This window comes from Microbacterium sp. NPDC057407 (assembly GCF_042803895.1).
Lineage (GTDB): Bacteria > Actinomycetota > Actinomycetes > Actinomycetales > Microbacteriaceae > Microbacterium.
In genome coordinates, this window is the sequence record NZ_JBHVCA010000007.1 from 38624 (window position 1) to 65599 (window position 26976).

Annotated in this window: 23 protein-coding genes; 12 read left to right on the forward strand and 11 right to left on the reverse strand. The window is 70.3% G+C overall.

Annotated elements, in window-relative coordinates:
* Complete coding sequence (locus ACFUTX_RS15445; protein WP_378866624.1) at positions 1-885, forward strand: SDR family oxidoreductase; 885 nt, start codon at positions 1-3, stop codon at positions 883-885.
* A gap of 122 nt (positions 886-1007) precedes the next feature.
* Here the strand turns inward: ACFUTX_RS15445 and ACFUTX_RS15450 are convergent, their stop codons facing one another.
* The 3 genes from ACFUTX_RS15450 to ACFUTX_RS15460 form a co-directional block, all read right to left on the reverse strand.
* On the reverse strand, positions 1008-2186 hold the full coding sequence (locus ACFUTX_RS15450; protein WP_378866627.1) for an ROK family protein: 1179 nt from the start codon (positions 2184-2186) through the stop codon (positions 1008-1010).
* Between the two features lie 125 nt (positions 2187-2311).
* Positions 2312-3376, reverse strand: a complete 1065-nt coding sequence (locus ACFUTX_RS15455) for an ABC transporter permease (RefSeq protein WP_378866630.1) — start codon at positions 3374-3376, stop codon at positions 2312-2314.
* Positions 3373-4848: a sugar ABC transporter ATP-binding protein gene (locus ACFUTX_RS15460; RefSeq protein WP_378866633.1), complete on the reverse strand. Its 1476-nt coding sequence runs from the start codon at positions 4846-4848 to the stop codon at positions 3373-3375. Before ACFUTX_RS15460 ends, ACFUTX_RS15455 begins: the two co-directional genes overlap by 4 nt.
* Positions 4849-5163: 315 nt before the next feature.
* Here ACFUTX_RS15460 and ACFUTX_RS15465 point away from each other — a divergent pair, with 315 nt between their 5' ends.
* The 8 genes from ACFUTX_RS15465 to ACFUTX_RS15500 all read left to right on the forward strand — a co-directional run bounded on the left by ACFUTX_RS15465 (position 5164) and on the right by ACFUTX_RS15500 (position 12405).
* Positions 5164-6204, forward strand: a complete 1041-nt coding sequence (locus ACFUTX_RS15465; protein ID WP_378866636.1) for a substrate-binding domain-containing protein — start codon at positions 5164-5166, stop codon at positions 6202-6204.
* 97 nt (positions 6205-6301) lie between these two features.
* Positions 6302-7450: a Gfo/Idh/MocA family protein gene (locus ACFUTX_RS15470; RefSeq protein ID WP_378866828.1), complete on the forward strand. Its 1149-nt coding sequence runs from the start codon at positions 6302-6304 to the stop codon at positions 7448-7450.
* A gap of 24 nt (positions 7451-7474) precedes the next feature.
* On the forward strand, positions 7475-8476 hold the full coding sequence (locus tag ACFUTX_RS15475) for a sugar phosphate isomerase/epimerase family protein (protein WP_378866639.1): 1002 nt from the start codon (positions 7475-7477) through the stop codon (positions 8474-8476).
* A gap of 112 nt (positions 8477-8588) precedes the next feature.
* Positions 8589-9470: a DUF2510 domain-containing protein gene (locus ACFUTX_RS15480; RefSeq protein WP_378866642.1), complete on the forward strand. Its 882-nt coding sequence runs from the start codon at positions 8589-8591 to the stop codon at positions 9468-9470.
* A 4-nt stretch (positions 9471-9474) separates the two neighbouring features.
* Complete coding sequence (locus tag ACFUTX_RS15485; protein ID WP_378866645.1) at positions 9475-10269, forward strand: sulfite exporter TauE/SafE family protein; 795 nt, start codon at positions 9475-9477, stop codon at positions 10267-10269.
* 149 nt (positions 10270-10418) lie between these two features.
* Positions 10419-10868, forward strand: a complete 450-nt coding sequence (locus tag ACFUTX_RS15490) for a MaoC family dehydratase N-terminal domain-containing protein (protein WP_378866648.1) — start codon at positions 10419-10421, stop codon at positions 10866-10868.
* On the forward strand, positions 10865-11272 hold the full coding sequence (locus ACFUTX_RS15495; RefSeq protein ID WP_378866651.1) for a MaoC/PaaZ C-terminal domain-containing protein: 408 nt from the start codon (positions 10865-10867) through the stop codon (positions 11270-11272). The genes ACFUTX_RS15490 and ACFUTX_RS15495 overlap by 4 nt, the downstream gene beginning before the upstream one ends.
* Positions 11269-12405 carry a UDP-N-acetylmuramate dehydrogenase gene (locus ACFUTX_RS15500; protein ID WP_378866654.1) on the forward strand — a complete coding sequence of 379 codons (1137 nt, stop codon included), beginning with the start codon at positions 11269-11271 and terminating at the stop codon, positions 12403-12405. The genes ACFUTX_RS15495 and ACFUTX_RS15500 overlap by 4 nt, the downstream gene beginning before the upstream one ends.
* A gap of 207 nt (positions 12406-12612) precedes the next feature.
* On the opposite strand, the gene ACFUTX_RS15505 is transcribed toward ACFUTX_RS15500, so the two are convergent.
* The 4 genes from ACFUTX_RS15505 to aceA form a co-directional block, all read right to left on the reverse strand.
* The gene (locus ACFUTX_RS15505; protein WP_378866656.1) at positions 12613-13497 is read right to left on the reverse strand and encodes an endonuclease domain-containing protein; all 885 of its coding nucleotides are present in this window, start codon (positions 13495-13497) and stop codon (positions 12613-12615) included.
* A 250-nt stretch (positions 13498-13747) separates the two neighbouring features.
* Positions 13748-14947: a pyridoxal phosphate-dependent aminotransferase gene (locus ACFUTX_RS15510; RefSeq protein ID WP_378866659.1), complete on the reverse strand. Its 1200-nt coding sequence runs from the start codon at positions 14945-14947 to the stop codon at positions 13748-13750.
* A gap of 219 nt (positions 14948-15166) precedes the next feature.
* Complete coding sequence (aceB, locus tag ACFUTX_RS15515) at positions 15167-16831, reverse strand: malate synthase A (protein ID WP_378866661.1); 1665 nt, start codon at positions 16829-16831, stop codon at positions 15167-15169.
* A gap of 80 nt (positions 16832-16911) precedes the next feature.
* Positions 16912-18228, reverse strand: a complete 1317-nt coding sequence (aceA, locus tag ACFUTX_RS15520; protein ID WP_378866664.1) for an isocitrate lyase — start codon at positions 18226-18228, stop codon at positions 16912-16914.
* A 142-nt stretch (positions 18229-18370) separates the two neighbouring features.
* Between aceA and ACFUTX_RS15525 the strand changes: the two genes are divergently transcribed.
* From ACFUTX_RS15525 to ACFUTX_RS15535, 3 genes are all read left to right on the forward strand, one after another.
* A complete protein-coding gene (locus ACFUTX_RS15525) occupies positions 18371-19849 on the forward strand; it encodes a helix-turn-helix domain-containing protein (RefSeq protein WP_378866666.1) in 1479 nt (492 codons plus the stop codon).
* Between the two features lie 264 nt (positions 19850-20113).
* Positions 20114-21685 carry a glucoamylase family protein gene (locus ACFUTX_RS15530; RefSeq protein WP_378866669.1) on the forward strand — a complete coding sequence of 524 codons (1572 nt, stop codon included), beginning with the start codon at positions 20114-20116 and terminating at the stop codon, positions 21683-21685.
* The gene (locus ACFUTX_RS15535) at positions 21682-22326 is read left to right on the forward strand and encodes a TetR/AcrR family transcriptional regulator (protein ID WP_378866671.1); all 645 of its coding nucleotides are present in this window, start codon (positions 21682-21684) and stop codon (positions 22324-22326) included. Before ACFUTX_RS15530 ends, ACFUTX_RS15535 begins: the two co-directional genes overlap by 4 nt.
* A gap of 282 nt (positions 22327-22608) precedes the next feature.
* Here ACFUTX_RS15535 and ACFUTX_RS15540 read toward each other — a convergent pair whose 3' ends face one another.
* From ACFUTX_RS15540 to ACFUTX_RS15555, 4 genes are all read right to left on the reverse strand, one after another.
* Positions 22609-23763: a glycoside hydrolase family 1 protein gene (locus ACFUTX_RS15540; protein ID WP_378866673.1), complete on the reverse strand. Its 1155-nt coding sequence runs from the start codon at positions 23761-23763 to the stop codon at positions 22609-22611.
* A gap of 79 nt (positions 23764-23842) precedes the next feature.
* Complete coding sequence (locus tag ACFUTX_RS15545) at positions 23843-24739, reverse strand: carbohydrate ABC transporter permease (protein WP_378866676.1); 897 nt, start codon at positions 24737-24739, stop codon at positions 23843-23845.
* A 1-nt stretch (position 24740) separates the two neighbouring features.
* On the reverse strand, positions 24741-25601 hold the full coding sequence (locus ACFUTX_RS15550) for a carbohydrate ABC transporter permease (RefSeq protein WP_378866679.1): 861 nt from the start codon (positions 25599-25601) through the stop codon (positions 24741-24743).
* A 68-nt stretch (positions 25602-25669) separates the two neighbouring features.
* The gene (locus tag ACFUTX_RS15555; RefSeq protein ID WP_378866682.1) at positions 25670-26974 is read right to left on the reverse strand and encodes a sugar ABC transporter substrate-binding protein; all 1305 of its coding nucleotides are present in this window, start codon (positions 26972-26974) and stop codon (positions 25670-25672) included.
* Positions 26975-26976 lie beyond the last annotated feature (2 nt).

Below are 26976 nucleotides of genomic sequence, written 5' to 3' on the forward strand. Positions count from 1 at the left end.
ATGTCGGATACCCAGAAGGACCCGCGAGACAAGCACGACGAGGGCGGCTTCCCCGCGCAGGAGCAGGAGCAGCCGGGCCTCACCGACGAGACGATGCCCGAACCCGACCACGGGGAGGACACCTACGTCGGGGCGGGTCGCCTGACGGGGCGCCGCGCGCTCATCACGGGCGGGGACTCCGGCATCGGCCGCGCGGTGGCGATCGCGTTCGCCCGCGAGGGGGCGGACGTCGCCTTCGTGCACCTGCCGGAGGAGAAGGAGGACGCCGACGACACCATCGCGCAGGTCACCGAGGCGGGGCGCACCGGGGTCGCCTTCGCCGGCGATGTGCGCGAGGAGTCGTTCGCGACCTCGGTCGTCGACGATGCGATCGAGGCGCTCGGAGGACTCGACATCGTCGTGCTGAACGCCGCCTACCAGAAGGATCGGCAGGGGATCGAGAACCTCGAGACCGCCGAGTTCGACCGCGTCTTCAAGACCAACCTCTACGGCATGCTGTGGACGGCCCGGCAGGCCGTGCCCCACCTCGAGCCGGGCGCGTCGATCATCGTCACCTCGTCGGTGCAGGCGTTCAACCCCTCGCCGGGTCTCATCGACTACGCCATGACGAAGGCGGCCCAGGTCGCCTTCGTGAAGGCGCTGGCCGAGGAGCTGGGCGAGAAGGGCGTCCGCGTGAACGCGGTGGCACCGGGCCCGATCTGGACCCCGCTCATCCCGGCGACCGGATGGGACGAGGAGCGTCTCGCGACCTTCGGCAAGGACACGCCGCTGGGCCGGCCGGGCCAGCCAGCCGAGCTGGCCGGCGCGTACGTGTACCTCGCGTCCGAGGCGGCGTCGTACGTGTCGGGGGCGGTGCTGCCCGTCACGGGAGGCAAGCCGCTCTGAGCCGCGTGCCGCGAACAGCTGATGACGGGGATGTGCGCGATGACGGATGCTTCGGGGCCGAGGCATCCGTCATCTTGCACGTCTCCGTCGTTCACGCCCGCGCCTGCGGACGGACAACGCGGTCAGGCGGAGACGAACGAGGTGAGGGTCTCGGGGGAGAGGGCGTACTCGATCGCGAGCATGCTCGCCCCCAGCACGGCCGCGTTGTGGGCCGCCGTGGACTGCACGATCGACAGGTGCTCGGTGGCGAGCGGGATCGAGCGCGTGTAGACCACTTCGCGCACGCCGGCGATGAGGTGCTCGCCGACGCGGGCCATCGACCCCCCGATCGCGATCACCGACGGATTGACGAGGCTCACGCACGTCGTGAGCACTTCGCCGATGTCGCGGCCGGCCTGGCGGACGGCCTGGATGGCGTCGATGTTGCCCCGCTTGACGAGGTCGATGACGTCGTTGCCGTTCTCGGCCGCGACCCCTTGAGCGCGCAGGGCGCGGGCGATCGCCGGACCCGACGCCAGCGCTTCGAGGCAACCCTGGTTGCCGCAGTGGCACGGCACCCCGGCGCCGCGGGCGACCCGCACGTGACCGATGTCGCCCGCGATGCCCTGCGCGCCCCGCTGCAGCGCACCGCCCGAAATGACGCCCGCGCCGATGCCGGTCGCGACCTTCACGAACATCAGGTGGTCGACGCCGGGGTAGGCCGTCGCGCGCTCGCCGAGGGCCATGATGTTCACGTCGTTGTCGACGAGCACCGGCACGTCGAGGTGCTGCTGCACCCAGCCGGGCACGTCGAACCTGTCCCATCCGGGCATGATCGGGGGATTGACCGGCTGGCCCGTGGAGTGCTCGACGGGCCCGGGGATGCCGACGCCGATGGCGGCGAGGTCGGCCCGTGACCGTCCGATCCGCTCCAGCAGGGCGGCGGCGTTCTCGACCAGCCACGTGAGCACCGGCTCGGGGCCGAGGGTCACATCGAGGGGTTCGCTGTGCTGCGCGATGATGCTGCCGGCGAGGTCGGTCACGGCGATGGTGGCGTGCGACGCGCCGATGTCGACGGCGAGCACGAGGCGTGCGCTAGGGTTCAGCGCGAACTGCGACGGCGGACGGCCCCCGGTCGAGACCGTCTCTGCGATCGGCGTGACCAGCCCCATGCGCATGAGCTCGTCCACCCGGGCCGCGATCGTCGACCGCGCGAGCCCGGTCGACTTCGCCAGTTCGGCGCGCGTGCGGGGCACGCCGTCACGGAGAAGCTGGAAGAGCTGACCCACTCCCGACACGTTCGTCGACGTCTCGATGCTCATTTTCGCCACATTTCAGTGTATCGGCGGGAGAAGTGTGCCGAAGTCCAAGAACTTTTGACGGGATGCTGCGGCCCGGCGCCCGCGGATCGTCGTTAGTCCGCGCGCGGCCGGGCCGCGGCATCCGATCAGGTCGCTCGTCCGGTCGGCTTCGCGAACCGCTGCTGCAGCAGCACGGCGATCACGATGATGACGCCCTTCACGACGGCCTGGATCGACGAGTTGAGGTTGTTCTGGACGAACACGTTCGTGAGCGTCGTGAAGATGAGGACGCCGAACACGGTTCCCGTGATCGTCCCGCGGCCGCCCACGAGCAGCGTGCCGCCCACCACCACCGCCGCGATCGCGTCGAGCTCGAGGAGCGTTCCGTGCGTGGACGTGCCCGCGGTCGTGCGACCCAGGTACATGATGGCCGCGATGCCGGCGCACAGACCCGAGATGGCGTACAGCCACATGGTGTGACGCCTCACGTTGATGCCGGCGAGACGCGCGGCCTCGCGGTTGCCGCCGATCGCGACGGTGCGGCGGCCGAACGTCGTGCGATTGAGCACGACCCACCCGATCACGGCGACGATCGCGAAGATCCAGATGAGGATGTCGACGCCGATGATGTCCTGGTTGAGGAAGACGATGAAGTCGCGGTCGCCGACCTGCAGCGTGCGCCGCTCGGCGAGCACCTCGGCCAGTCCTCGCGCCGCGATCAGCATGGCGAGGGTGGCCATGAAGGCGACCACCTTGCCGTACGCGATGACGATGCCGTTGATGAGCCCGGCCCCGACGCCGACGAGCAGCGCCATGAGGATCATGATGCTCCAGTGCAGCTGGTCGGCGAGGTCCTGCACGGCGGCGATCGTCGCGACGACGGAGGCCAGACCGAGCACGGAGCCGACCGAGAGGTCGATGCCGCCGGCCGTGATGACGAGCGTCATGCCGACCGCGACCACGCCGAGGATCGAGGCCTGACGCAGGATCGTGAGGGTGTTGCTCACGCTCAGGAACGTGTCGGGCGCGGTCACCGCCCCGACGATCACGAGCAGCAGCAGGGCGACGACGAGCCCGAGATTGCGCCCCACGGACCCCGAGAGCACACGCCGGATGCCGGTCGGCTGTGTGGTGTCCAGCGAGCCGGTGGGCGGCGGTGCCTCGCTGGCGGTGGGGACACCTGCCGTTCCTTGAGTGGTCTGCTCGCTCACGCGGCGGTTCCTTTCATAACGAGATCGAGCACGCCGTGCTCGTCGATCTGGGAGGCGGGAAGGGTTTCGAGCACGCGCCCGTCGGCGATGACGAGGACGGTGTCGGCGAGGCCGAGCACTTCCTCGATCTCGCTGGAGACGACGACGATCGCGTTGCCGGCGGCGGCGAGCTCTCGGATGAGGGCGTAGATCTCGGCGCGTGCGCCGACGTCGACGCCGCGGGTGGGCTCGTCCAGCAGCAGCACCCTGGTGCCGTGCACGAGCCAGCGGGCCAGGAGGATCTTCTGCTGATTGCCGCCCGAGAGGGTGATCGTCGGCCGATCCGGGTCGGCGGGGCGCAGCTCGAGGGACTCGATCTGCGACCGGGTCGCGGCGCGGGCCGCGCGGTCGTCGAGGAAGCCGGCCTTCGCGAACCGCTTCATCGAGGCGAGCGTGACGTTGAAGGAGACCGGCTCGTCGAGGACGAGGCCCTGGCTCTTCCGCTCTTCGGGAGAGAGGCCGATGCCGGCGGACACGGCCTTGACGACGGATCCGCGGGGGAGGACGTCTCCGCCCACCGAGACCGAGCCCGACGTCGATCGCCGCGCGCCGTACACGGTCTCGAGGATCTCCGACCGGCCCGAGCCGACGAGTCCGGCGAGGCCGACGATCTCGCCCGCGCGCACCGTGAAGGAGACGTCCTCGAACAGGCCCGCGACTCCCAGCCCTTGCACCTCGAGGACGGTGGGCGCGTCCGCCGGGATAGGGACGGGCGGCGGGAAGACGTTGGCGATCTCGCGACCGGTCATGAGGCGGATCAGCTCCGAGGTCGGGGTGTCGGCGACGGGGAGGCCCACCGCGGTCGTGCGGCCGTCCTTCAGCACGGTGATTCGGTCGCCGATCTGGCGGATCTCCTCGAGACGGTGGGTGATGTAGACGACCGCGATCCCCTGCGAGGTCAGCTCGTTCACGACGTGGAAGAGGTTCTTGACCTCCTCGGTGTCGAGCACGGCCGACGGCTCGTCCATGATGATGAGCTTGATGTCGTGCGACAGCGCCCGCGCCATGCTCACGATCTGCTTGTTCGCGGCGCTGAGGCTGCCGACCTCGGCGTGCGGGGAGAGCCCCGGATGCCCCAGCCGGCGCAGCAGTTCGCGCGTCTGCTTCGCGGCCTCGGAGCGGCGGGTGAAGCCGCCGCGGGAGAGCTCGTGGCCGAGGAAGATGTTCTCGGCGATGGTCAGGCCGTCGACGACGTCGAGCTCCTGGTACATCGTCGCGATGCCCAGCTCGATGGCGGCATCCGGATCGGGGATGACCACCGGCTCGCCCAGCCAGGAGATCTCGCCGTCGTCGGGGCGGTGGACGCCGGCGAGGGTCTTGATGAGCGTGGACTTGCCCGCCCCGTTCTGCCCGAGGATGCAGTGCACCTCGCCGGGGAGCACCTGCAGGTCGACACCGCGCAGGGCCTTCACCCCCGCGAAGGACTTCGTCACGCCTCTGACGTCGAGTAATGCCGATCCATGGTCAACTTTGATCACGGGGTGAACATAACACGATCCTCCAGGGCTTGCCGAGCCCCTCTTGCCGCGCCCCGCGAAATGTTGTCTTTCCCGCAGTTTCCTCTATCTCCGCAGGAAAGCGCGGATCTTCATCGTTGTAAGGACTTCTGTCGGTCGAAAATCAAAAGATGACAAATCTGCGCATGGTTCTGCTACGGTGATCCCCGTCAGCGTGGACTCCTCGAGTGCGGGCAGCTTCCCTCTCGGAACCGCGCTGTCGAAGCTGCATCACATTCAAGGAGGAAAACAATGCGCTCACACCTGAAGGCGCGTACCCGACTCGTGCTCACCGGCACCGCGGTCGTCGCAGCCATCGGACTTCTCGCGGGATGTACGGGCTCGGGAGCCGACGAAGACAGCGTCGTCGACCAGGGCACCACCACCGAGGAGAACGCCGAGTCCGGCGACACGGTCGTCATCGGCTTCTCGGGCCCCGCGGCCGACCACGGCTGGCTCGGCGCGATCAACTCGGGCGCCCAGGCCGCCGCGGACAGCTTCGACGACGTCGAGCTGCGCGTGGCCGAAGGCACCAACGACCCGATCGCCCAGATCGCCGCGGTCGAGACCTTCGTCAACGACGGCGTGGACGCGATCGTGCTGCTGCCGACGGACGGCGCGGCCCTCACCGAAGCGGCCATCGCCGCGATGGAGGCCGGCATCCCGGTCATCAACGTCGACCGCGAGTTCTCGAGCCCCTTCGCCGCCCGCACCACGATCCTGGGCGACAACTACGGCATGGGCGTCAGCGCCGGCACCTACATCTGCGAGCAGCTCGGCGGTGAGGGCTTCGTCGCCGAGATCGCCGGCATCGACTCGCTGCCCCTCACCCAGGACCGCTCGCAGGGCTTCGCCGACGCCCTCGAGGACTGCGGTCTCGAAGTGAACGCCCGTGTCGCCGCCGACTTCACCGTCGCCGGCGGCGAGGCAGCCGCATCGCAGCTGCTCGCCGCGAACCCGCAGATCGACGCCATCTGGAACCACGACGACGACCAGGGCATCGGTGTGCTGGCCGCGATCGAGGCCGCCGGTCGCGACGAGTTCTTCATGATGGGCGGCGCGGGCAGTAAGTCCGCGATGGAGGCCATCGAGGCCGACGACTCGGTGCTCAAGGCGACGGTCATCTACCCGTCGACGCAGGCCGCCGACGGTGTGGCGCTGGCACGCCTCATCGCCCAGTCGAAGACGCTCGGCGACATCGTGACCCCCAGCGTGCCGAACCGCATCGTGCTCGATGCGCCGGTCGTCACGAAGGAGAACGTCGACCAGTACATCGACCTCTCGTTCGAGTAAGCCTCACGATCACCGCGGGGCGCCCGTCGCACGGCGGGCGCCCCGCGCCGACCCTCCCAGAGAGGAGACCGCGTTGACCGACAAGCTCCGCGTCGCCATGATCGGCCACGGATTCATGGGTGCCGCCCACTCGCAGGGCTGGCGTGTCGCCCCCCGATTCTTCGACCTCCCGCTCGCGCCCGAGATGACCGTCGTCGTCGGCCGCGACCAGGCCGCGACCGAGGCATCCGCCCGCAAATGGGGCTGGGCCGAGTCCGCCTCGGACTGGCGCGAGGTCATCGCCCGTGACGACATCGACGTGGTCGACGTCGTCACGCCGGGTGACACCCACGCCGAGATCGCCATCTCGGCGCTCGAGGCCGGCAAGCACGTGCTCTGCGAGAAGCCCCTCGCGAACACCGTCGCCGAGGCCGAGCAGATGGCGGCCGCAGCCGCCCGCGCGGCGGAGCGCGGCATCCGCTCGATGGTCGGCTTCACGTACCGGCGCGTGCCCGCCACGACCTTTGCGCGCGATCTCGTCGCTGCCGGTCGCCTCGGCGAGATCCGCCAGGTGCGCGCGGAGTACCTCCAGGACTGGCTCATGGACGCCGAGGCGCCGCTCACCTGGCGTCTGCAGAAGGACCGCGCGGGCTCGGGTTCGCTCGGCGACATCGGTGCGCACGCCGTCGACCTCACCGAGTACATCACCGGCCAGCGCGTCACCGGCGTGTCGGGCATCATCGAGACGCTCGTCTCGGAGCGGCCGCTGCTGGGCCAGGGCTCCGGGCTCTCGGGCACCGCGACCGCCGAGCGCGGCGAGGTCACGGTCGACGACATCGCCCTGTTCACCGGGCGCCTGGAGTCGGGCGCACTGGCCTCGTTCGAGGCGTCCCGCTTCCGCACCGGGCGCAAGAACGCCCTCCGCATCGAGGTGTCGGGCTCGAAGGGCGCGATCGCGTTCGACCTCGAGCGCCTGAACGAACTCGAGTACTACGACGCCACGCTCCCCGCGACGGAGCAGGGCTTCCGGCGCATCCTCGTCACCGAGAGCGACCACCCCTACCTCGCCCCCTGGTGGCCCGCCGGGCACATGCTCGGCTACGAGCACGGGTTCAGCCACCAGGTGTTCGACTTCGTCACGGCGATCGACGAGGGTGCGCAGCCGCGTCCCTCGTTCGAGGACGGCCTGCACGTGCAGCGCGTGCTCGAAGCGGTCGAGCGCAGCTCCGCCAGCGGGAGCGCCTGGGTCTCGGCCGTCGACGGATAAACCTCTCACGGAAAGGATGGCGCGATGGCGCGACCGATCACTCTCTTCACAGGCCAGTGGGCCGATCTGCCGTTCGAGGAAGTCGCGCGGCTGGCGGGCGAGTGGGGCTACGACGGCCTCGAGATCGCCTGCTGGGGCGACCACCTCGACGTGTCGCGATGGGACGACGAGGAGTACGTCCAGTCCCGCCTCGACATTCTCGAGCGCAACAACCTGAAGGTGTGGGCGATCTCGAATCACCTCACCGGCCAGGCGGTGTGCGACGACCCGATCGATGCCCGTCACCGCGACATCCTCTCGGACCGGGTGTGGGGCGACGGCGACCCGGAGGGCGTGCGTCAGCGCGCCGCCGAAGACCTGAAGAACACCGCCCGGATCGCCGCGAAGCTCGGCGTGAAGACGGTCAACGGCTTCACCGGGTCGTCCATCTGGAAGGCGGTGGCGATGTTCCCGCCGGCGTCGGACGAATGGATCGACGCCGGGTACCGGGACTTCGCCGACCGCTGGAACCCCATCCTCGACGTGTTCGAAGAGGTCGGGGTGCGGTTCGCCCTCGAGGTGCACCCGTCCGAGATCGCGTACGACTACTGGACCGCCAAGCGCACGCTCGAGGCCATCGGCCACCGGGAGTCCTTCGGGCTGAACTTCGACCCGTCGCACTTCATGTGGCAGCAGCTCGATCCGGTGGCCTTCGTGCTGGACTTCGCCGACCACATCTTCCACGTGCACGTCAAGGAGTCGGTGACGGCCCTCGACGGCCGCAACGGCGTGCTCGGCTCGCACCTGCCGTGGGCCAACCCCCGTCGCGGCTGGACCTTCGTGTCGACCGGGCACGGCGCCGTGCCGTGGGAGCCGCTGTTCCGCGCGCTGAACGCGATCGGCTACAGCGGTCCGACCTCGGTCGAGTGGGAGGACGCCGGCATGGACCGCCTCCACGGCGCCCCCGAGGCGCTCGCCTTCGTCCGCAAGCTGAACGCCATCACGCCGCCCGAGGCGGCGTTCGACGCGGCCTTCAGCACGCGCTGACCAGACCATGAGGGGACGGATGCCTCGGCCCGAGGCATCCGTCCCCTTGTCGTGTGCTCGCGCGGCCGCGACGGGGACTTCCGCTCGCGATCCCCGGGGATAGGGTTTCACCATGGCGACGACACCTCCCGGCTGGTACGACGACGGACACGGCGCCATGCGCTGGTGGGACGGCACGAGCTGGACCGAGCACGTCGCGACCCCCGACCCCGTGCCCGACGCGTCCGCGCCGAGCGAGGCCGACATCGTGGCAGCGAACGAGGCGGCGGACGCCGAGCGGGCAGAGGTGGATCCGGCGGTCGCGCTGGGAATCGGTGTGCCGCCGGCGGCCGGTGGCCCCGAGTTCCCGCAGTACTCCGCCGGGCAGCCCTACGGCGTGCCGACGGCTCAGGCGGTCGCGCCCGAGCAGGCAGGATATCCGGCGGGATACCCGGGACCGGATGCCGCGCCCGGCGCCTTCGCCGCCGCGACCGAGCCGCGCCGGTCGAAGCTCTGGATCCTGTGGGTCGTGCTCGGCGTCGTCCTGCTCGGCATCGTCATCGCGGCGGCCATCGTCATCCCGCTGCTGTTCCTGAACCTGGCCCGAGGTGCGGGCGGGGCCGCCGGCGCGGACGCGGTCCAGCCGCAGGGCGCCGACCAGCAGGCTGCCGTCGCTGCGGTCGAGCTGTTCGACGACGCGTGGCAGAGCGCCGACTGCGAGGCGTTCGAGGCGACGACGACCGAGGACTTCCGCGTCGGCTACTACGGGTTCGAGGACTGCGCGGACTTCGAGGAGAGCGCGATCGAATTCATGGCCGGCGCGGAGGACTACGTCCTCACGGTGACCGGGATCGAGCCCGACGGCGACGCCATCACCGTGTCGACCGTCGAGACGTACGACGCGCTCCTCGACGAGAGCGGCGAGCCGCTCGACGAGCCGGAACCGCAGGAATACGAGTACTCCTACACGGTGGTCCCGGTCGACGGCGGCTGGGCGATCGACGACCTCGAGTAACTCCGTGACGTCCGCCATCGCGCGCGAGAGAGACGCGCGCTTCTTTCTGACGTGCGCTGTCGTCGGCCTCCTCGCCGGTCTGATGTCGGGGCTGTTCGGCGTCGGCGGCGGCACCGTGATCGTGCCGCTGCTCGTGCTCGCACTCGCGTACGATCAGCGGCTCGCCTCGGGCACCTCCCTCGCCGCGATCATCCCGACGGCGACCGTCGGCGTGGTGTCGTACGCGCTGAACGACGCCGTGGCCTGGATCCCGGCGCTGCTCCTCGCCGCGGGCGCGGTCGTCGGCGCGCAGTTCGGCACCTGGCTGCTGCCGAGGGTGTCGATCACCTTCCTGCGGTGGGCGTTCGTGGGCTTCCTCGTCGCCGTGATCGTGAGCCTCTTCATCGTCATCCCCTCGCGAGACGCCGACCTCGACCTCACGTGGCTGACCGGGATCGGCCTCGTCGTGCTCGGGCTCGTGACGGGAGTCGTCGCGGGACTCATCGGCGTCGGCGGCGGCATCATCGTGGTGCCCGCGCTCATGCTGCTCTTCGGCACCAGCGACCTCATCGCCAAGGGCACGTCGCTGCTCATGATGATCCCGACGGCCGTCTCGGGCACGATCGGCAACCTCCGCCGCGCCAACGTCGACCTCGTCGCCGCGGCCACGATCGGCATCGCCGCGTGCACGACGACGGCGCTCGGCGCGTGGATCGCCACGCTCGTCGACCCGTTCCTCGGGAACGTGCTGTTCGCCGGGTTCCTCGTCTTCATCGCGATCCAGATGGCGATCCGGGCCGTCCGCGGCCGCCGGGCTTAGCGCGGGTGCGCCGGGGCCGCCGGGCGTAGCGCGGGTTCGCCGCGGCGTCGAGTCGCCAAGACACGCCGGACGCGCCGTCTCCGGCCCGGCGTGTCTTGGCGAATGAGTGCACGAGAGTAGGCGGTCGGGCCGCTCGGTAGGATGGCACGGTGCCAGTGAACCCCGAGCTCGTCGGCCGCGACTTCCCGCCGACGGCCCCCTACCTCGTGGGTCGCGAGAAGGTGCGCGAGTTCTCCCGCGCCGTGTTCGCGACCGACCCCCAGCACACCGACCCCGCCGCCGCCCAGGCGCTCGGCTACGCCGACGTCGTCGCCCCGCCGACCTTCGCGATGGTCGTCCAAGACCTGACGCTCCAGCAGCTGCTGGGCGAGCCCGACTCCGGCATCGTGCTGCAGAACGTGCTGCACGCCGAGCAGCGCTTCCGCTACACGCGTCCGATCGTCGCGGGCGACGAGCTGACCGCCCGGCTCTCGGTGACAGGCATCCGCACCCTCGGCGGCAACGCGATGGTCACCAGCGATGCCGAGATCACGGATGCCGCGGGTGACCACGTCGTCACCGCGACGTCCGTCCTGCTGGTGGGAGAGGGCGCCGCATGAGCGAGACGCTGACCGTCGGCGACGTCGTCGCCGAACGCACGGTGCACCTGACTCGTGAGTCGCTGGTGCGGTATGCCGGGGCATCCGGCGACTTCAATCCCATCCACTATCGCGACGACGTCGCCGCCGCCGTCGGACTGCCCGGGGTGCTCGCCCACGGCATGCTGACGATGGGGCTCGCGGTCGAGACGATCGTGCCGTGGCTCGGCGATGCGGGGCGGATCGTCGAGTACGGCGTGCGCTTCACGCGGCCCGTGGTCGTCGACGCCGAGACCGGCGCCGAGGTGACCGTGGTCGCCAAGGTCGGGGCGATCGACGACGGAAACGCCCGCATCGACCTCACCGTGTCGCACGGCGACACCACGGTGCTCGGCAAGGCGCAGGTGCGCGTGCGGCTGGCATGACCGAGGTCGCTCCCGTTCCGCTCTCCCGGCTGACGACCCTCCGCACCGGCGGCGCGCCCGCCCGGATGATCGAGGCCGCCAGCGCCGATGAGCTCGTTGCGGCGCTCCGCGACGTGTGGGCCGACGGCGAACCCTGGTTCGTGCTCGGCGGAGGATCGAACCTGTTCGTCGGCGACGAGCCCTTCGACGGCACCGTCGTCCGCATCCTCACCCGGGGCATCGAGCGCCTGCCGTCCCCCCGCCCGGGATTCACGCGGTTGCGGGTCCAGGCGGGCCACGGCTGGGACGACCTCGTCGCCTACGCGGTGTCGGAGGGTCTCGCCGGCATCGAGGCGATGTCGGGCATCCCGGGCACGGTCGGTGCCGCGCCGGTGCAGAACGTCGGCGCCTACGGGCAGGAGATCGTGCAGACGCTCGTCGAGATCGACCTCATCGACGAGTCGACCGGCGAGGTCTCGACGGTCGCCGCCGCCGATCTCGGGCTGGGCTTCCGCACGTCGGCGCTCAAGCATCACTACGGGTCGGTGCCCGCGCGGCGAGCCGTGATCCTCTCGGTCACGCTCGAGCTCGCGGAGGTCGGCCACGACCAGCGCCGGATCGGCGGAGAGCAGCTGCGCAACGCGCTCGGACTCGGCGTCGACGACACCGTCTCGGTCGCCTGGGTGCGTGAGCACGTGCTCGAGACGCGCGCGCGCAAGGGCATGGTGCTCGACGACGACGACCGCGACACGTGGAGCGCGGGCTCGTTCTTCCAGAACGCCGTGGTGTCGGCCGCCTTCGCGCGGACCCTCCCGGCCGCCTGCCCGCGCTGGCCGGTCGCCCCCGACCTCGACCCGGTGCTCGTGATCCCGCTCGCCGCGTACGACGGGAACGTCCCGCCGCCGGCGTCGGTCGAGTCCGACGTCAAGGTCAGCGCGGCGTGGCTGATCGAGCACGCCGGCGTGCGCAAGGGGTTCAAGCTGCCGCGTTCCCGCGCCGCGCTGTCGTCGAAGCACGCCCTCGCGCTGACGAACCGCGGCGGCGCGACCGCGGCCGAGCTCGCCGAGCTCGCCCGCTACATCCAGGGTCGGGTGCAGGCCGAGTTCGGCCTCGTGCTGCAGCCCGAACCCGTGCTGGTCAACGTCGAGCTGTAGCCCGAGGCATCCGCTCGCCCTTCGTTCCGCCGTCTGCCCGCGAGTCGCCAAGACACGCCGACGATCCGCCCGCGGACCGGCGTGTCTTGGCGAGTCGGTCTTGCATGGACGCAGCACCGCGACGCGGACACCGCGAGTCGCCAAGACACGCCGACGATCCGCCCGCGGACCAGCGTGTCTTGGCGAGTCGGTCTTGCGTGCCGGGAGTCACCCGCCGAGAAGCCGCCGGATGCGAGCGGTCAACGATGCGGGGTCCGCCAGATCGGCGGAGGCGACGACGACGATGTGATAACCCAGTTCCGCCAGGGCAGCGCGTCGGGATCGGTCTCTCTGCCATTGGGCGTGGGTGAAGTGGTACTCGCCGTCGTACTCGATCACGATCTTGCGGTCGCGATAGAGCATGTCTACGCGCGCGACGAAGCGACCGCCGTCCCAGATCTCGACGTTCGTTTCGGGAGTGGGAAGTCCGGCGAGAACGAGTGCGACCCGCGTCTCCGACTCTCGAGGCGACTCCGAGCCACCGACGCACAGGGCCAACGCGTCGGCCCGCGTGCGTGAACCGCGTCCGGACCCGGCTTGCCGGTGCGCCTCGTGCAGCGCGCCGAGCGTCAGCCGGCCGCCTCGCCGGGCGATGAGGTGGTCCGTGACCGCAACGAGCCGCGCGAGATCGAGCGCGGGCGCGAGATCAACCGACGTGCGAGTGAGGCCGGTGCAGCGGATGCCGCGGACTTCGGTGAGCTGCTGTGGGGTCACTCGGAGCGCGCGGCCCGTCACCGCGGGGCGACGTATGCGGTTGTGGGGCAGAGGAACGCCGATGGTCGGTTCCGTGAAGGCTGTGAGCTGGAGCGGAGCAGGCAGTGGGAGATCGTGGAGCACCGCGGCGGTGGGACCGCAGGCGAACGCATGGTCCGGCAGTGTGTCGATGAGCAGTTGCAGCTGCTCGTGCTGCGTCAGACGGCGCGTCGTGCGGGCGCCGTGGAAGGGCGCGGACAGAGATCGCGCCTGAAGGCGACCCGACGAGACCCCGGAGGATCGGGCGGCCGCAACGGTGAACGCGTCTCCGAGGTCCTGAGGCAACTCGCTGCGGCGCACGGGTACGAGCTTGCTCTGGCCCAGGCATCCGTCGTCTCGGTCTGCCGCCGACGGCGGAAAGGCCTGCGCACATGCCCGTTGTGGAGGAACCTCCCCAAACCGCCAGTCGCCAAGACACGCCGGTCTGAAGCGACGCGACCGGCGTGTCTTGGCGACTCAGGAAGACGGAGCGATCCGATCGGCGTGTCTTGGCGACTCGCCAGGTCGAGCGAGGAGGACCGAGAGGCGAACGGATGCCACGACTCGCGCGCTAGGCGAAGAGCCGCTGCAGTCGCTGCACGCCCTCGAGGAGCGCGTCGTCGCCGAGCGCGTACGACAGGCGGAGGTACCCGCTGGGTCCGAACGCCTCGCCCGGCACGACCGCGACCTCTGCCTCTTCGAGGATGAGGTCGGCGAGCTCGAGCGTCGTGGTCGGCGTCTTGCCGCGCCACTCGCGACCGAGCAGGCCCCGCACGTCGGGGTAGGCGTAGAACGCGCCGAGCGGGTTCGGCACCGTGACACCCTCGATCTTCGACAGCTCCGACACGATCAGACGCCGACGGCGGTCGAAGGCGAGGCGCATCTGCTCGGCCTCGGCCTGCGGGCCCGACAGCGCGGCCAGCGCCGCGCGCTGCGCGATGTTGTTGACGTTGCTGCTGAGGTGCGACTGCAGGTTGGCGGCGACCTTGATCGCGTCCTTCGGGCCGACCATCCAGCCGACCCGCCACCCGGTCATGGCGTAGGTCTTGGCGACGCCGTTGACGAGGATCGTCTGGGCCGCGGCATCCGGAACCGCCTCGACGATCGACACGGCGCGCACGCCCTCGTAGACCAGGTTCTGGTAGATCTCGTCGGAGATCACCCAGATGCCGTGCTCGACCGCCCATTCGCCGATGGCCTTGGTCTCTTCGGGCGTGTACACCGAGCCGGTCGGGTTCGAGGGCGACACGAACACCAGCGCGGTCGTGCGGTCGGTGCGGGCCGCTTCGAGCTGCTCGATCGTGACCTTGTAGTCCTGGTCGGCGCCGGCGAACACCTCGACCGGGACGCCGTCAGCCAGCGCGATGGCCTCGGGGTAGGTGGTCCAGTACGGCGCGGGCAGCAGGACTTCGTCGCCCGGGTTCAGCACGGCCTGGAACGCCTGGTAGACGGCCTGCTTGCCGCCGTTGGTGACGATAATCTGCGAAGGGTCGACCTCGAGGCCCGAGTCGCGCAGCGTCTTCGCGGCGATGGCCTCGCGCAGCACCGGGAGGCCGGCCGCCGGGGTGTAGCGGAAGTTCGCCGGGTCGGTGAGGGCGGCAGCGGCGGCGTCGACGATGAACTGCGGCGTCGGGAAGTCGGGCTCGCCGGCGGCATAGGAGATGACGGGGCGGCCGGCAGCCTGGAGCGACTTCGCCTTGGCGTCGACCTTCAGCGTCGCGGACTCGGCGATGGCGGAGAGTTTGCGGGAGAGCGGGGCGCGTTCTGTCACGCCTTCGAGCGTAGCCCGCGCGCCCGCGGGGGACTGTCCGGATTGCGAAGACCTCGGCGACAGACCGTGCCGGGCGTGAAAGCGCGGGGACGAAACCTGCTCGGGCGGTGCCGCAGGCCACGAAACACTCATCTCATCCCCGCGCTTTCACCTCGACGGGTGGCGAAGACGGGTGCCCCGGCCCACCGCGAAGGGCAGGGCCGGGGCATCCGTCGTCGTTCAGTCGGTCTCGACGAGGAACCGCGAGTAGGCCGGCAGGGTCAGGAAGGCCGGGAAGTCCTGGCCCAGGGCGACCTCGCGGAACACCGACGCGGCGTCGTCGAACCGGTCGCCGTCACGGCGGTCGACCTCGCCGAGGACCCGCTCGATGAGCCCCTCGACGTAGCCGCGGGTGATCGGCGTTCCGTCTTCGGTGGTGCGGTCCTGGTGGATCCACTGCCACACCTGGCTGCGGCTGATCTCGGCAGTGGCGGCGTCTTCCATGAGGTTGTCGATCGCGACGGCGCCCAGGCCCCGCAGCCATGCCTCGAGGTACCGGATCGCCACCGAGACGTTCGCGTGCACCCCCGCTGCCGTGATCGGCCGGCCGATGTGCACGTCGATGAGCTGCGCGGCGTCGACCTCCACCTCGGGCCGCTGCCGGTCGAGCTGGTTCGGGCGGTCTCCGAGCACCGCGTCGAACTCGGCGCGGGCCACCGGGATCAGGTCGGGGTGCGCGACCCACGTGCCGTCGAACCCGTCGCCGGCCTCGCGCTTCTTGTCGGCGGCGACCTTCTCGAACGCGCGCTCGGTCACCGCGGGGTCGCGGCGGTTCGGGATGAACGCGCTCATCCCGCCGATCGCGTGCGCGCCCCGCTTGTGGCAGGTCTTCACGAGCAGCTCGGTGTACGCCCGCATGAAGGGCACCGTCATGGTGACCTCGCTGCGGTCGGGCAGCACGAACCGGGCGCCGCGGCCGCGGTAGTTCTTGATGATCGAGAAGATGTAGTCCCACCGCCCGGCGTTGAGCCCGGCGCAGTGGTCGCGCAGCTCGAAGAGGATCTCCTCCATCTCGAACGCCGCCGGCAGGGTCTCGATGAGCACCGTCGCGCGGATGGTTCCGTGCGGGATGCCGAGCCGCTGCTCGCTGAAGGTGAAGACGTCGTCCCACAGCTTCGCCTCCTCGCTCGACTCGAGCTTGGCGAGGTAGAAGTACGGGCCCCGCCCGTCGGCGATCAGCCGTGCGGCGTTGTGGAAGAAGTACAGCCCGAAGTCCACCAGCGATCCCGAGGCGGCCATCGTGCGGCCGGTGCGGTCGGTGAAGCGCACGTGCTCCTCGGTCAGGTGCCACCCGCGCGGGCGCATGACGATGGTCGGCGTCTCGCTCGCGGTGACCCGGTACTCCTTCCCCTCGGCGCTCGTGAACGACAGCTCCCCGCGGATCGCGTCGCGCAGCGACAGCTGCCCCTCGACGACGTTCTTCCAGGTGGGCGAGGTGGCGTCCTCCTGGTCGGCGAGCCACACCTTCGCGCCGGAGTTCAGCGCGTTGATGGTCATCTTCGGGTCGGTGGGGCCGGTGATCTCCACGCGGCGGTCCTCCAGCCCGGGCCCCGCGCCCGCGACCTGCCACTCGGCGTCGTCGCGGACGTGCCGGGTGTCGTGCCGGAACTGCGGATCGTGGCCGTTCCCGATCTCGAACCGGCGGCGCAGGCGGTCGGCGAGGCGGTCGTGCCGTCGTGCGGCGAACCGGTGGTGCAGCTCGGCGAGGAACGCGATCGCCTCGGGCGTGAGGATCTCGTCGTAGCGGGGGCGCATGCGGCCGGCGATCTCGATCGTCGGCTCATGGGTCCAGGTGGGGATGGGCCCCGTGCGCGTGCGCATCGGGGCGGTGGTCGCGGGTGTCATGGTCCTGTCCTGTCCGTTCGGAGAATCGTGGGGGACGGATGCCGCGGCGCGGCGGGATCGGCCGGCCGCGGCATCCGGAATCAGTGGAACTGGGCGGTCTCGGTGGAGCCCGCGAGTGCGAGGGTGGCGCTGTCGGGGTTGAGCGCCGTGGACACGCGGTCGAAGTATCCGGTGCCGGCTTCGCGCTGATGCTTGGTGGCGGTGTAGCCGCGGGCTTCGGCGGCGAACTCCGCCTCCTGCAGCTCGACGTACGCGCTCATGGCGCGCTCGGCGTAGCCGTGGGCGAGGTCGAACATCGAGTAGTTCAGGGCGTGGAATCCGGCCAGCGTGATGAACTGGAACTTGTAGCCCAGCTCGGCCAGCTCGGCCTGGAACGACGCGATCTGGGCGTCGTCGAGGTGACGCTTCCAGTTGAAGCTCGGCGAGCAGTTGTACGCCAGCAGCTTGCCCGGGAACCGCTCGTGGATCGCCGCGGCGAAGGCCCGGGCGAGCTCGATGTCGGGCTCGCCCGTCTCGACCCACAGCAGGTCGGCGTACGGCGCGAACGCGAGGCCGCGGCTGATGACCGACTCCAGACCGGGCCGCACCCGGTAGAACCCCTCGGTGGTGCGCTCGCCGGTCGTGAACGCCTGGTCGCGCTCGTCGACGTCGCTTGTGAGCAGGTCGGCGGCGAGGGCGTCGGTGCGGGCGACGATCACCGTCGGCACCCCGGCCACGTCGGCGGCGAGGCGGGCGGCGTTGAGGGTGCGGATGTGCTGCTGCGTCGGCACGAGCACCTTGCCGCCGAGGTGGCCGCACTTCTTCTCGGAGGCCAGCTGGTCCTCCCAGTGGATGCCGGCCGCGCCCGCCTGGATCAGCGACAGGGCGAGCTCGTACGCGTTGAGCGGTCCGCCGAACCCGGCCTCGGCGTCGGCGACGATCGGGGCGAGCCAGTCGCGCGTCGCCCCGCCTTCGGCGGTCTCGATCTGGTCCTGACGCAGCAGCGCGTTGTTGATGCGTCGCACGACGGCGGGCACCGAGTTGGCGGGGTAGAGGCTCTGGTCGGGGTAGGTCTGCCCGGCGAGGTTGCCGTCGGCGGCGACCTGCCAGCCGCTGAGGTAGATGGCTTTGAGGCCGGCGCGGATCTGCTGAACCGCCTGTCCACCCGTGTAGGCGCCGAGCGCGCGGATGTAGTCCTCGGTGTGCAGCAGGTTCCAGAGGTTCTCGGCCCCCCGCTGTGCAAGCGTCGATTCCTCGCGGACCGACCCGCGCAGCGCGACGACGTCGTCGGCGGTGTAGGTGCGCTCGATGCCGTCCCAGCGAGGATCGGTGTCCCAGATCTCCTGGAGCTCGGCGGCGGTCTGCGTCTGGTCGCCCGCCCGGAGGGGCGGCTGGCCGGGGGTGGCGTGGATCGTCATGTCGTTCTCCTGATTCGGATGCCTCGGCCCGTGGCTTCGGCGGGGTGCGTGTTGACCACTCTGGGGTGAAGAAGGGCCTGCCCCACGACGAATCCGGGTGTGAAGTTTCGTGATCTTTCTGTTTTCGTGACAGAATCGCGCCATGACGACGGCGTTGACCCGCGAAGCGGGTGCGGACCTCCCCGACGATGAGGGTGTGGACTCCCTGACGATCGGCCGACGCATCCGCCAGCTGCGCGCGCAGCGCGGCATGACGCTGGAAGAGCTGGCCGCGGCCGTCGACCGGGCGCCCAGCCAGCTGTCGATGATCGAGAACGGCCGGCGCGAGCCGAAGCTCACGCTGCTCCAGGCGATCGCGCGCGCACTGGGCACGTCGCTCGACGGGCTCCTCGCCTCCGAGCCGCTCGACGAGCGGTCCACACTGGAGATCGCGCTGGAGCGGGCGATGCGGGGGCAGACGTTCCAGGCTCTCGGCATCCCGCCGTTCCGCATCGGCAAGACGGTGCCCGACGAGGCGCTCAAGGCGATGCTGGCTCTCCAGGCCGAGATCGAGCGTCTCCGCGACGAGCGCGCCGCGACGCCCGAAGAGGCGCGGCGGGCGAACGTCGCCCTGCGGCGCCTGATGCGCACGCAGAACAACTACTTCGAAGAGCTCGAGGGGCATGCCCGCGCCATCCTCGACGCCGTCGACCATCCCGGGGGCCCGCTCACCCAGCGCACCGCGTCCGACATCGCCGCGCACCTGGGCTTCACCCTGCACTACGTCCCCGACCTGCCGCAGACCACTCGCAGCGTCGCCGACATCAAGAACGGACGGCTCTACCTTTCGAGCCGGCTGACCACCAAGGGCGACCCGCGCACGGCGGTGCTGCAGGCGCTGTCGAGCCGCATCCTCGGGCACACCGAGCCCACCTCGTACGCGCAGTTCCTGCGGCAGCGCGTCGAGACGAACTACCTCACGGGCGCTCTCCTCATCCCCGAGCAGCACGCCGTGCCGTTCCTTCAGGAGGCGAAGAAGGACCGCGCGATCTCGATCGAAGACCTGCGCGACGCGTACTCGGTGTCGTACGAGACGGCGGCGCACCGCTTCACCAACCTCGCCACCGTGCACCTGGGGATCCCGGTGCACTTCCTGAAGGTGCACGAGTCGGGCACCATCACGAAGGCCTATGAGAACGACGACGTCAACTTCCCGACCGATCGGCTGGGTTCGATCGAGGGCCAGATGTGCTGCCGCAAGTGGACGTCCCGCGTCGTGTTCGACGTCGACGACCACTTCAACCCGTACTACCAGTACACCGACACGGGGAACGGCACGTACTGGTGCACGGCGCGCGTCGAGCAGTCCAGCGAGGGCGCGCACTCGGTGAGCGTCGGCGTGCGGTTCGACGACACCAAGTGGTTCCTCGGCCGCGACACCCCGCACCGGGGCGTGTCGAAGCACTCGGTCGAGGTGTGCTGCCGTCGCGCACCGGCCGAGCTCGAGGCATCCTGGCGCGACCACTCGTGGCCCAACGTGCGCACGCCGCGCACCCTGCTCGCGACCCTGCCGACCGGCGCGTTCCCGGGGGTCGACACGACCGACGTGTACGAGTTCCTCGAGGCCCACGCCCCGCGCTGATTCTCTCGCCGGCGTCGCGTCGCTTCCGCCGACTTCTGCGCTGCCGTTTCCGGCAGACGCGCCGGCGCACGACGCAGCACTTACAGGCTGCTGCAGCGCCAGGCGCCGGCGCGCGGGTCGCCCGCGCGGGGAAGCACACGCCCCAGCCGGGTGAGAGACGCGTGAGAGAGCGGATGCCGCGGTTCCGCGAATACCTGACGCGTGTTAGGTTTTGCGGAACCGACGGTTCCGCCCGACGGAGCCGCTTTCGACGAGGAGAGCGCGATGAAGAGACTCATGACCGGCGTCGCCCTGGCAGGGCTCGTGGCGACCGGACTGGCGGTGGGCGGAGCCCCCGCCGCGGCCGCGGCGGTGGGCGGAGCCCCCGCCGCCGCCGGCGGGAGACCGGGCACCGACGACCTCGAGAGGTGGGCCCACGACACGTGGGCCTCGCTCGACGCCATGACCGACGAGTCGACGGGCCTCCCGTCCGACAACGTCACCGGCGACCTCCGGACGGCCGGTGCCTACACCTCGCCCACCAACATCGGCGGGTACCTGTGGTCGACCGTGACCGCCCGCGACCTCGGCATCATCGACGAGGCCGAGGCGCACGACCGCATCGCGACCACCCTCGACACCCTCGAGACGCTCGAGCGCAACGACGCCAGCGGCATGTACTACAACTGGTACGACCCGGCCACCGGAGCCAAGCTCACCACCTGGCCCGACTCCGGCGACGCCGTGCACCCGTTCCTCAGCACCGTCGACAACGGGTGGCTCGCGGCATCCCTCCGGATCGTCCGCGAAGCGGAGCCCGCGCTCGCCGACCAGGCCGACGCGCTGTACGACTCGATGGACTTCTCGGCGTTCTTCGACCCGGCCGGCGCCGCCAACCTGCCCGCGGGCACGAACCGCGGCGGGTTCTGGGACGCCGCGCCTCCCGGATGCAGCGTCGAAGCGCCGATGTACAACGGCTCCGGCGAGACGGCGTACTACACCTGCCACCACTACGACACGACGGTGAGCGAGAGCCGGATCGCGACCTACCTCGGCATCGCGAACGGCGAGATCCCCGCGACGGCGCTCTACGGAACGCACCGCACGATGCCTCCCGGCTGCGACTGGGCCTGGCAGGAGCAGCTGCCGACCGGCACCTATCGCACGTACGCCGGATTCCGGGTCTGGGAGGGCGTCTACTCCTACGCCGGCATGTCGTTCGTGCCGAGCTGGGGCGGCAGCATGTTCGAGGCCCTCATGCCCGACCTGCTCGTGCCCGAGACCACCTGGGGCACGAAGTCGTGGAAGGTCAACCACCCGATCACGGTCGCCGTGCAGAAGCATCACGGTCTGACCGACGCCGAGTACGGCGCGTGGGGCTTCTCGCCCGCGAGCAACCCCTTCGGCGGCTACGCCGAGTACGGTGTCGACCTCGCCGGGATGCGCTCCGACGGCTACGTGTCGGATGCCGAGGCGACCGACGTCGACATCGACCGCCCCGGCTGCACCGAGGGCGCCAACCCCGATCCGGAGTTCGGCGACGGCGTCGTGACGCCCCACGCGAGCTTCCTCGCGCTGCCGTACGACCGCGCCGGGGTGCTCGACAACCTGCGCCATCTGGAAGACGACCTGGGTGCGTACGGACCCGGCGGCTTCTACGACGCGGTGGCCGTCGGCAGCGGTACGGTCGCCCAGCGCTACCTGTCGCTCGACCAGTCCATGATCATGGCGGCCATCGGCAACGAGCTCACCGGCGATACCCTGAAGCGGTACTTCGTCGACAAGGAGATGGAGAAGCGCCTGCGCCCGGCCATGGCGGCGCAGGACTTCGGCTCCGAGTGGAGAGCGCGAGAGTGAGCGAAGAGCCGCACGGCAGCGAGGCCGAGGCATCCCGAACGGATGCCTCGGCCCGGCCCGTGCGCGCTCCCCGCGGCAGCTACGCCAAAGGACAGGCGCGCCGCCAGCAGATCGTCGATGAGGCGCTCGTCGTCTTCGCGCGCGGCGGCTTCCACTCGGGGTCGCTGCGCGAGATCGCCAAGCGTGTCGGACTGACCCCGACGGGCCTCATGCACCACTTCGCGAACAAGGAGGAGCTGTTCACCGAGGTGCTCCGTCAGCGCGACGAGGCGATCCGCGCCGCGGCGGGCGACCCCGCCGAGCACACCCTGATCCAGCAGGCGACGAAGGTCGTCGCGTACAACCAGGAGTCGCGCGGTCTCACCCAGCTGTACGCGACGGTGTCGGCCGAGGCGACCGACTCCGAGCACCCGGCCCACGAGGACTTCGCGCGCCGGTACCGCGAGAGCGCCGAAGGGGCCACCCCGATCCTCGAGGCCGCGCAGGCCGACGGTGAGATCCGCGCCGACATCGACCCCGCGCTGGCCGCGCGGCTGATCAGCGCCGTGATGGACGGCATCCAGCAGCAGTGGCTGCTCGACGACAGCGTCGACATGAACGCCCTGTTCGCCGAGTTCGTGCGCGGCTACCTGCGCCCCTGACCCGCACCGCGCGCACCCTCCCAACGGCGCGCCCCCACGCCCCGTCGAGTCGCCAAGACACGCCGTGCGACGTGCGCGCGATCGGCGTGTCTTGGCGACTCGGGTAGCGGCGTCTCGAGTCGCCAAAACACGCCGTGCCGCGTGCGCGCAATCGGCGTGTCTTGGCGAGTCGGGTCGGGGGCGGCGGGTCGCGAGAGGGGGAGGGGCGGCGGGTCGCGAGGGGGGAGGGGCGACGGGTCGCGAGGGGGAGCGGCGGCGGGTCGCGAGGGGGAGCGGCGGGGGTCAGCGCAGGGCGTTGGCGCGGGCGACCTCGCCGAGCCACGCGAGGCTCGGCTTGGGCGTGCGGGCGAAAGTCTCGCGGTCCCACGCGATGAGCCCGAACGTCGGCTTATAGCTGCCCCACTCGTAGTTGTCGAGCAGGCTCCAGTGCAGGTAGCCGCGCACGTCGGCGCCGTCGGCGATGCACGCGTGCACGGCCTCGAGCGCCCCGCGTGTGTAGTCGATGCGGCGGCTGTCGTCGGCGGTCGCCATGCCGTTCTCGGTCACGTACACCGGCACGCCGGAGCGGGCCCATGCGTTGCGGATGCCGTCGCCCACCGCCGGCGGGTAGTACTCCCATCCGGTCAGGGTCCGCTCGGCCTCGTCGGGGATCGCCAGCGGCCCGTCGAGGCCGATCTTGGTGCGCGTGTAGGCCTGCACGCCGATCCAGTCGTCGCCGCGCGCCGCGTCGAGGAACACGTCCTCACGCGAGGCGCCGTACTCGGCGGCGACGCCTTCCGCCCCCTCGAGCGGCTGGTACGCCTGCGTGGCGACCGACCAGCCGGCGAGGCCCCCTGCCCCGCGCACGATGTCGACCGCGCGCTTGTGCGCGTCGATCAGGCGGTCCGTCACCGCGGGTACGCCGGGCGGCAGCCCCACCGAGGGGAAGCCGACCTCGGGATCGGCGAGCACCGACACCATGTTCGGCTCGTTGATCGTGCAGACCAGCTCGACGTCGTCGAGCACGGGCAGCGCGGCCTCGACGTACCGGGCGAAGCGTTCGGCTGCGGCATCCGCGTGCCATCCGCCCTCGCGGGCGAACCACTGCGGATTCGTGAAGTGGTGCAGCGTGATCATCGGCTCGAGCCCCAGAGCCTGCGCGGTGGCCACCATGCGGCGGTAGTGGTCGATGGCGGCGCGCGAGATCCAGCCCTGTTCGGGCTCGATCCGGGCCCACTCGATGCTGAACCGGTAGGTGTCCAGGCCCGCGTCGGCGAGCAGCGCCATGTCTTCGGCGTAACGGTGGTAGCTGTCGGCCGCGTCTCCGGATGGCTCGGCGATCGGCGCGCCGGGCAGGTGCCCCCACTCGCGCTGCCACCAGTCGGAGTTGACGTTGCCGCCTTCGATCTGGTGCGCCGCGGTCGACGCACCCCACAGGAAGCCTTCGGGGAAGTCCATCGGACGGATGGTCCTTTCTTGAGAGGGGAACCGGATGCCTCGGCCCGCGCGGTGCGGGGGGCCGAGGCATCCGCTCGGGTCACTTGATGCCGGTGAGCGCGATGCCCTGCACGAAGTAGCGCTGCAGGAACACGAACACGATGAGGATCGGGACGACGACCACGACCGCGCCCGCCATCATCAGGCCGTACCGGGCGGCGTTCTGCGTGACGGAGTACAGGGCCAGGGCCACCGGGAGGGTGTACATGTCCTCCTTCGTCGCCACGACCAGGGGCCACAGGAAGTTGTTCCAGCTGGCGAGGAACGTGAGGATCGTCAGCGTGGCCACAGCCGGGCCGCACATCGGCATGATGATGCGCAGGAAGATGCGCCACTCGCTCGCGCCGTCGATGCGGGCCGCCTCGATGAGCTCGTCGGGAAGGCTCAGCATGAACTGCCGCATGAGGAACACGCCCAGCGGCGAGACGAGGAACGGCAGGATCAGGCCCGGGTAGGAGTTGACCAGACCCAGGTTCGCCGTGAGCACGAACAGCGGCACGAAGGTCACCACGCCGGGGACCATGAGCGTGCCGATCACCAGCGTGAACAGCAGCTTCTTGCCGCGGAACTGCAGCTTCGCCAGCGCGTACCCGATCATCGAGCAGAAGACGATGTTGCCGAGCGTCACGAACACGGCGACGATGACGCTGTTGACGAAGAACGTCGCGAAGTCGAGGCGGCCGAACAGGGTCTCATAGTTCTCGAAGGTGAAGTTCTGCGGCAGGAATCCGGTCGGGTTCCGCCGGATCTCGGCGTCGCTCTTGAAGGAGCCGAGGATCATCCACACGAACGGCATCACCATGGAGATGAGGCCGAGGGTGAGCACGATGTACAGCCACCAGCGGGGCCGCTCGGCGCGGCCGCGACGGCCGGCCGGGTGGGGCTCGGGGCGAACGACGTCGGTGTCGGTCACCGAGGAAGAGGCGAGGACGGTCATGTCAGTCCTTCCTTCCGAGGAAGCGGAACTGGATGAGCGACAGCAGCACGATCGCGAGGAACAGCACGTAGCTGGCCGCCGAGGCATAGGCGTAGTTGCCGAAGCCGAACTGGTCGTACGTATACATGGCGGTCGACAGCGTCGCGTCGAGCGGGCCGCCCTGGGTCATCACGTAGGGCTCTTCGAAGAACTGGAGGAAGCCGATGCCGGTGATCACCGCGGCGAACAGGATGGCGGGGCGCATCGCGGGGATCGTGATGTTCCAGAACCGCTGCCACGCGTTGGCTCCGTCGACCATCGCGGCTTCGTGGTGCTCGCGCGGCACGCCCTGGAGGGCGGCGAGGAAGATGACCATGAGCGTGCCGATGTTGCGCCAGACGGCCATCATGATCAGCGACGGCAGCGCCCACGCGGGGTCCTGCAGCCAGTCCGGACCCTGGATGCCGAAGATCGCGAGGAACCCGTTGAGCAGTCCGTCGGGCTGGAGGATGAACCGCCAGACGATCGCGATCGCGACGATGCTCGTGACGACGGGGGCGTAGAACCCCACCCGGTACACCGTGCGGAAGCGGCGGATCCCCTTGTCGAGCGCGATCGCGACGGCCATGGCGAGGGCGATCGTCAGCGGCACGGCGACCACGACGAACGTGAACGTGTTGACCAGCGACCGCACGAAGCGCGGGTCCTGGAAGAGCCGGATGTAGTTGTCGAACCCGACCACGTTCACCTGGAACGGCGTCTGCAGGTCGCGGGTCGTCATGTCGGTGAAGCTCATCGCGAGGGACCCGACGATCGGCCCGGCCATGAACACGACGAAGAGGATCACGAACGGCGCGGCGAACAGCCAGGCCGTGAGCGTCATGCGGCGGTCCCGCCGCGACGCCCGCGCACGAGGTGCGGGGCGCCGCGGCGGTGCCGCGAGGGTGGCAGTCACTGACCGGTGCCGATCGAGGACGCCTGCTTCTGGATGGTCTGGACGGCGTCGGCCGGCGTCGCCTGCCCGCGGGTGACCTTCTCGAGCTCCTGGTCGATCACGGCGGACACCTGCGCCCACGTGGGGATCGCCGGGGGAGCCTTCGAGTCGGCGAGCTGCTCTCCGAAGACGCTGAGGTACGGGTCTTCGGCGAAGGTCGAGTCGTCCCAGGCGGCCTGAACGCTGGGCAGGTCGGTCGAGATGTCGTACCACTCGAGCTGCGTCTCGGGCTGGCTCAGCCACCGGACGAACTTCCACGAGGCGTCGCGGTTCTCGGTGTCTTCGAACACGGCGAGGTTGCCGCCGCCGGTGAAGCTCGTGCGGCTGTCCTCGCCGGGCACCATCGCGACGCCGAACTTGTCGGCGAACTCCTCGCCGCCCTGGTCGAGCAGCAGGCTCACGTGGTACGGACCGCTGTAGAACGCGCCGACCTCGCCCTCGATGAAGGCCTGCTCGATCTCGCCGCCCTCGAGTCGGCGCGGTTCGGCGATGCCGTCCTCGAAGAAGCTCGCATAGAACGAGAACGCCTCTTCCCACTCCGGGGTGTCGAAGGTGAACTCCGTGCCGTCCTCATTGAGGATGTCGCCGCCCTGCTGCCACGCGAGCGGCGCGACGTACTGCCACGAGTCGAACCCGCCCGGGGGCAGCGAGACGCCCCACTCGGCGCCCGCGGTCCGGAGCGCCTGGGTGAACTCGGTGTACTCGTCCCACGTGGTGGGCGGCTCGACCCCGGCCTTCTCGGCGAGGTCGGTGCGGTAGTACAGCACGCGGGTGTCGACGTACCACGGCACTCCGTAGGCGACCTCGTCGACGACGGCGGTGTCCCACGATCCCTCGAAGAACGACGACTCGTCGACGAGACCCTCGGGGGTGGGCTCGAAGGCGCCGGTCGCGGCGAACTCTCCGACCCAGGTGGTGCCCAGCATCGTCACGTCGGGGGTCTCGCCGCCCGCGATCGCGGTGGCGATCCGGTCGTGGGCGCTCTCCCACGGCACGGCGGTCACCTCGATGTCGACGTCGGGGTTCTCCTCTTCGAACTGCGCCGCGAGCTCGTCGAGCACCTCGCCCTCGTTGCCCATGGCCCACACCTCGACCGTTCCGGTCGCGGGGGAGTCGTCGATGGCGTCGCCGCCGCCCTCGCCCCCGTCGCCGCCGACGGGTGCGTCGCTGCGCCCGCATCCGGCGAGGAGCAGCGCTCCCACAATGGTGACCGCGCCGGCGGCGGCCAGGCGGGAAGTCCTGCGTGTTCTGGTTCTGATCATCG

Excerpts from the sequence above, each read along its gene's own strand:
- ACFUTX_RS15445 (WP_378866624.1), top strand. The coding sequence starts at position 1 with ATGTCGGATACCCAGAAGGACCCGCGAGACAAGCACGACGAGGGCGGC.
- ACFUTX_RS15450 (WP_378866627.1), bottom strand. The coding sequence starts at position 2,186 with ATGAGCATCGAGACGTCGACGAACGTGTCGGGAGTGGGTCAGCTCTTC.
- ACFUTX_RS15465 (WP_378866636.1), top strand. The coding sequence starts at position 5,164 with ATGCGCTCACACCTGAAGGCGCGTACCCGACTCGTGCTCACCGGCACC.
- ACFUTX_RS15470 (WP_378866828.1), top strand. The coding sequence starts at position 6,302 with ATGATCGGCCACGGATTCATGGGTGCCGCCCACTCGCAGGGCTGGCGT.
- ACFUTX_RS15475 (WP_378866639.1), top strand. The coding sequence starts at position 7,475 with ATGGCGCGACCGATCACTCTCTTCACAGGCCAGTGGGCCGATCTGCCG.
- ACFUTX_RS15480 (WP_378866642.1), top strand. The coding sequence starts at position 8,589 with ATGGCGACGACACCTCCCGGCTGGTACGACGACGGACACGGCGCCATG.
- ACFUTX_RS15495 (WP_378866651.1), top strand. The coding sequence starts at position 10,865 with ATGAGCGAGACGCTGACCGTCGGCGACGTCGTCGCCGAACGCACGGTG.
- ACFUTX_RS15500 (WP_378866654.1), top strand. The coding sequence starts at position 11,269 with ATGACCGAGGTCGCTCCCGTTCCGCTCTCCCGGCTGACGACCCTCCGC.
- aceB (WP_378866661.1), bottom strand. The coding sequence starts at position 16,831 with ATGACACCCGCGACCACCGCCCCGATGCGCACGCGCACGGGGCCCATC.
- aceA (WP_378866664.1), bottom strand. The coding sequence starts at position 18,228 with ATGACGATCCACGCCACCCCCGGCCAGCCGCCCCTCCGGGCGGGCGAC.
- ACFUTX_RS15525 (WP_378866666.1), top strand. The coding sequence starts at position 18,371 with ATGACGACGGCGTTGACCCGCGAAGCGGGTGCGGACCTCCCCGACGAT.
- ACFUTX_RS15530 (WP_378866669.1), top strand. The coding sequence starts at position 20,114 with ATGAAGAGACTCATGACCGGCGTCGCCCTGGCAGGGCTCGTGGCGACC.
- ACFUTX_RS15540 (WP_378866673.1), bottom strand. The coding sequence starts at position 23,763 with ATGGACTTCCCCGAAGGCTTCCTGTGGGGTGCGTCGACCGCGGCGCAC.
- ACFUTX_RS15545 (WP_378866676.1), bottom strand. The coding sequence starts at position 24,739 with ATGACCGTCCTCGCCTCTTCCTCGGTGACCGACACCGACGTCGTTCGC.
- ACFUTX_RS15550 (WP_378866679.1), bottom strand. The coding sequence starts at position 25,601 with ATGACGCTCACGGCCTGGCTGTTCGCCGCGCCGTTCGTGATCCTCTTC.
- ACFUTX_RS15555 (WP_378866682.1), bottom strand. The coding sequence starts at position 26,974 with ATGATCAGAACCAGAACACGCAGGACTTCCCGCCTGGCCGCCGCCGGC.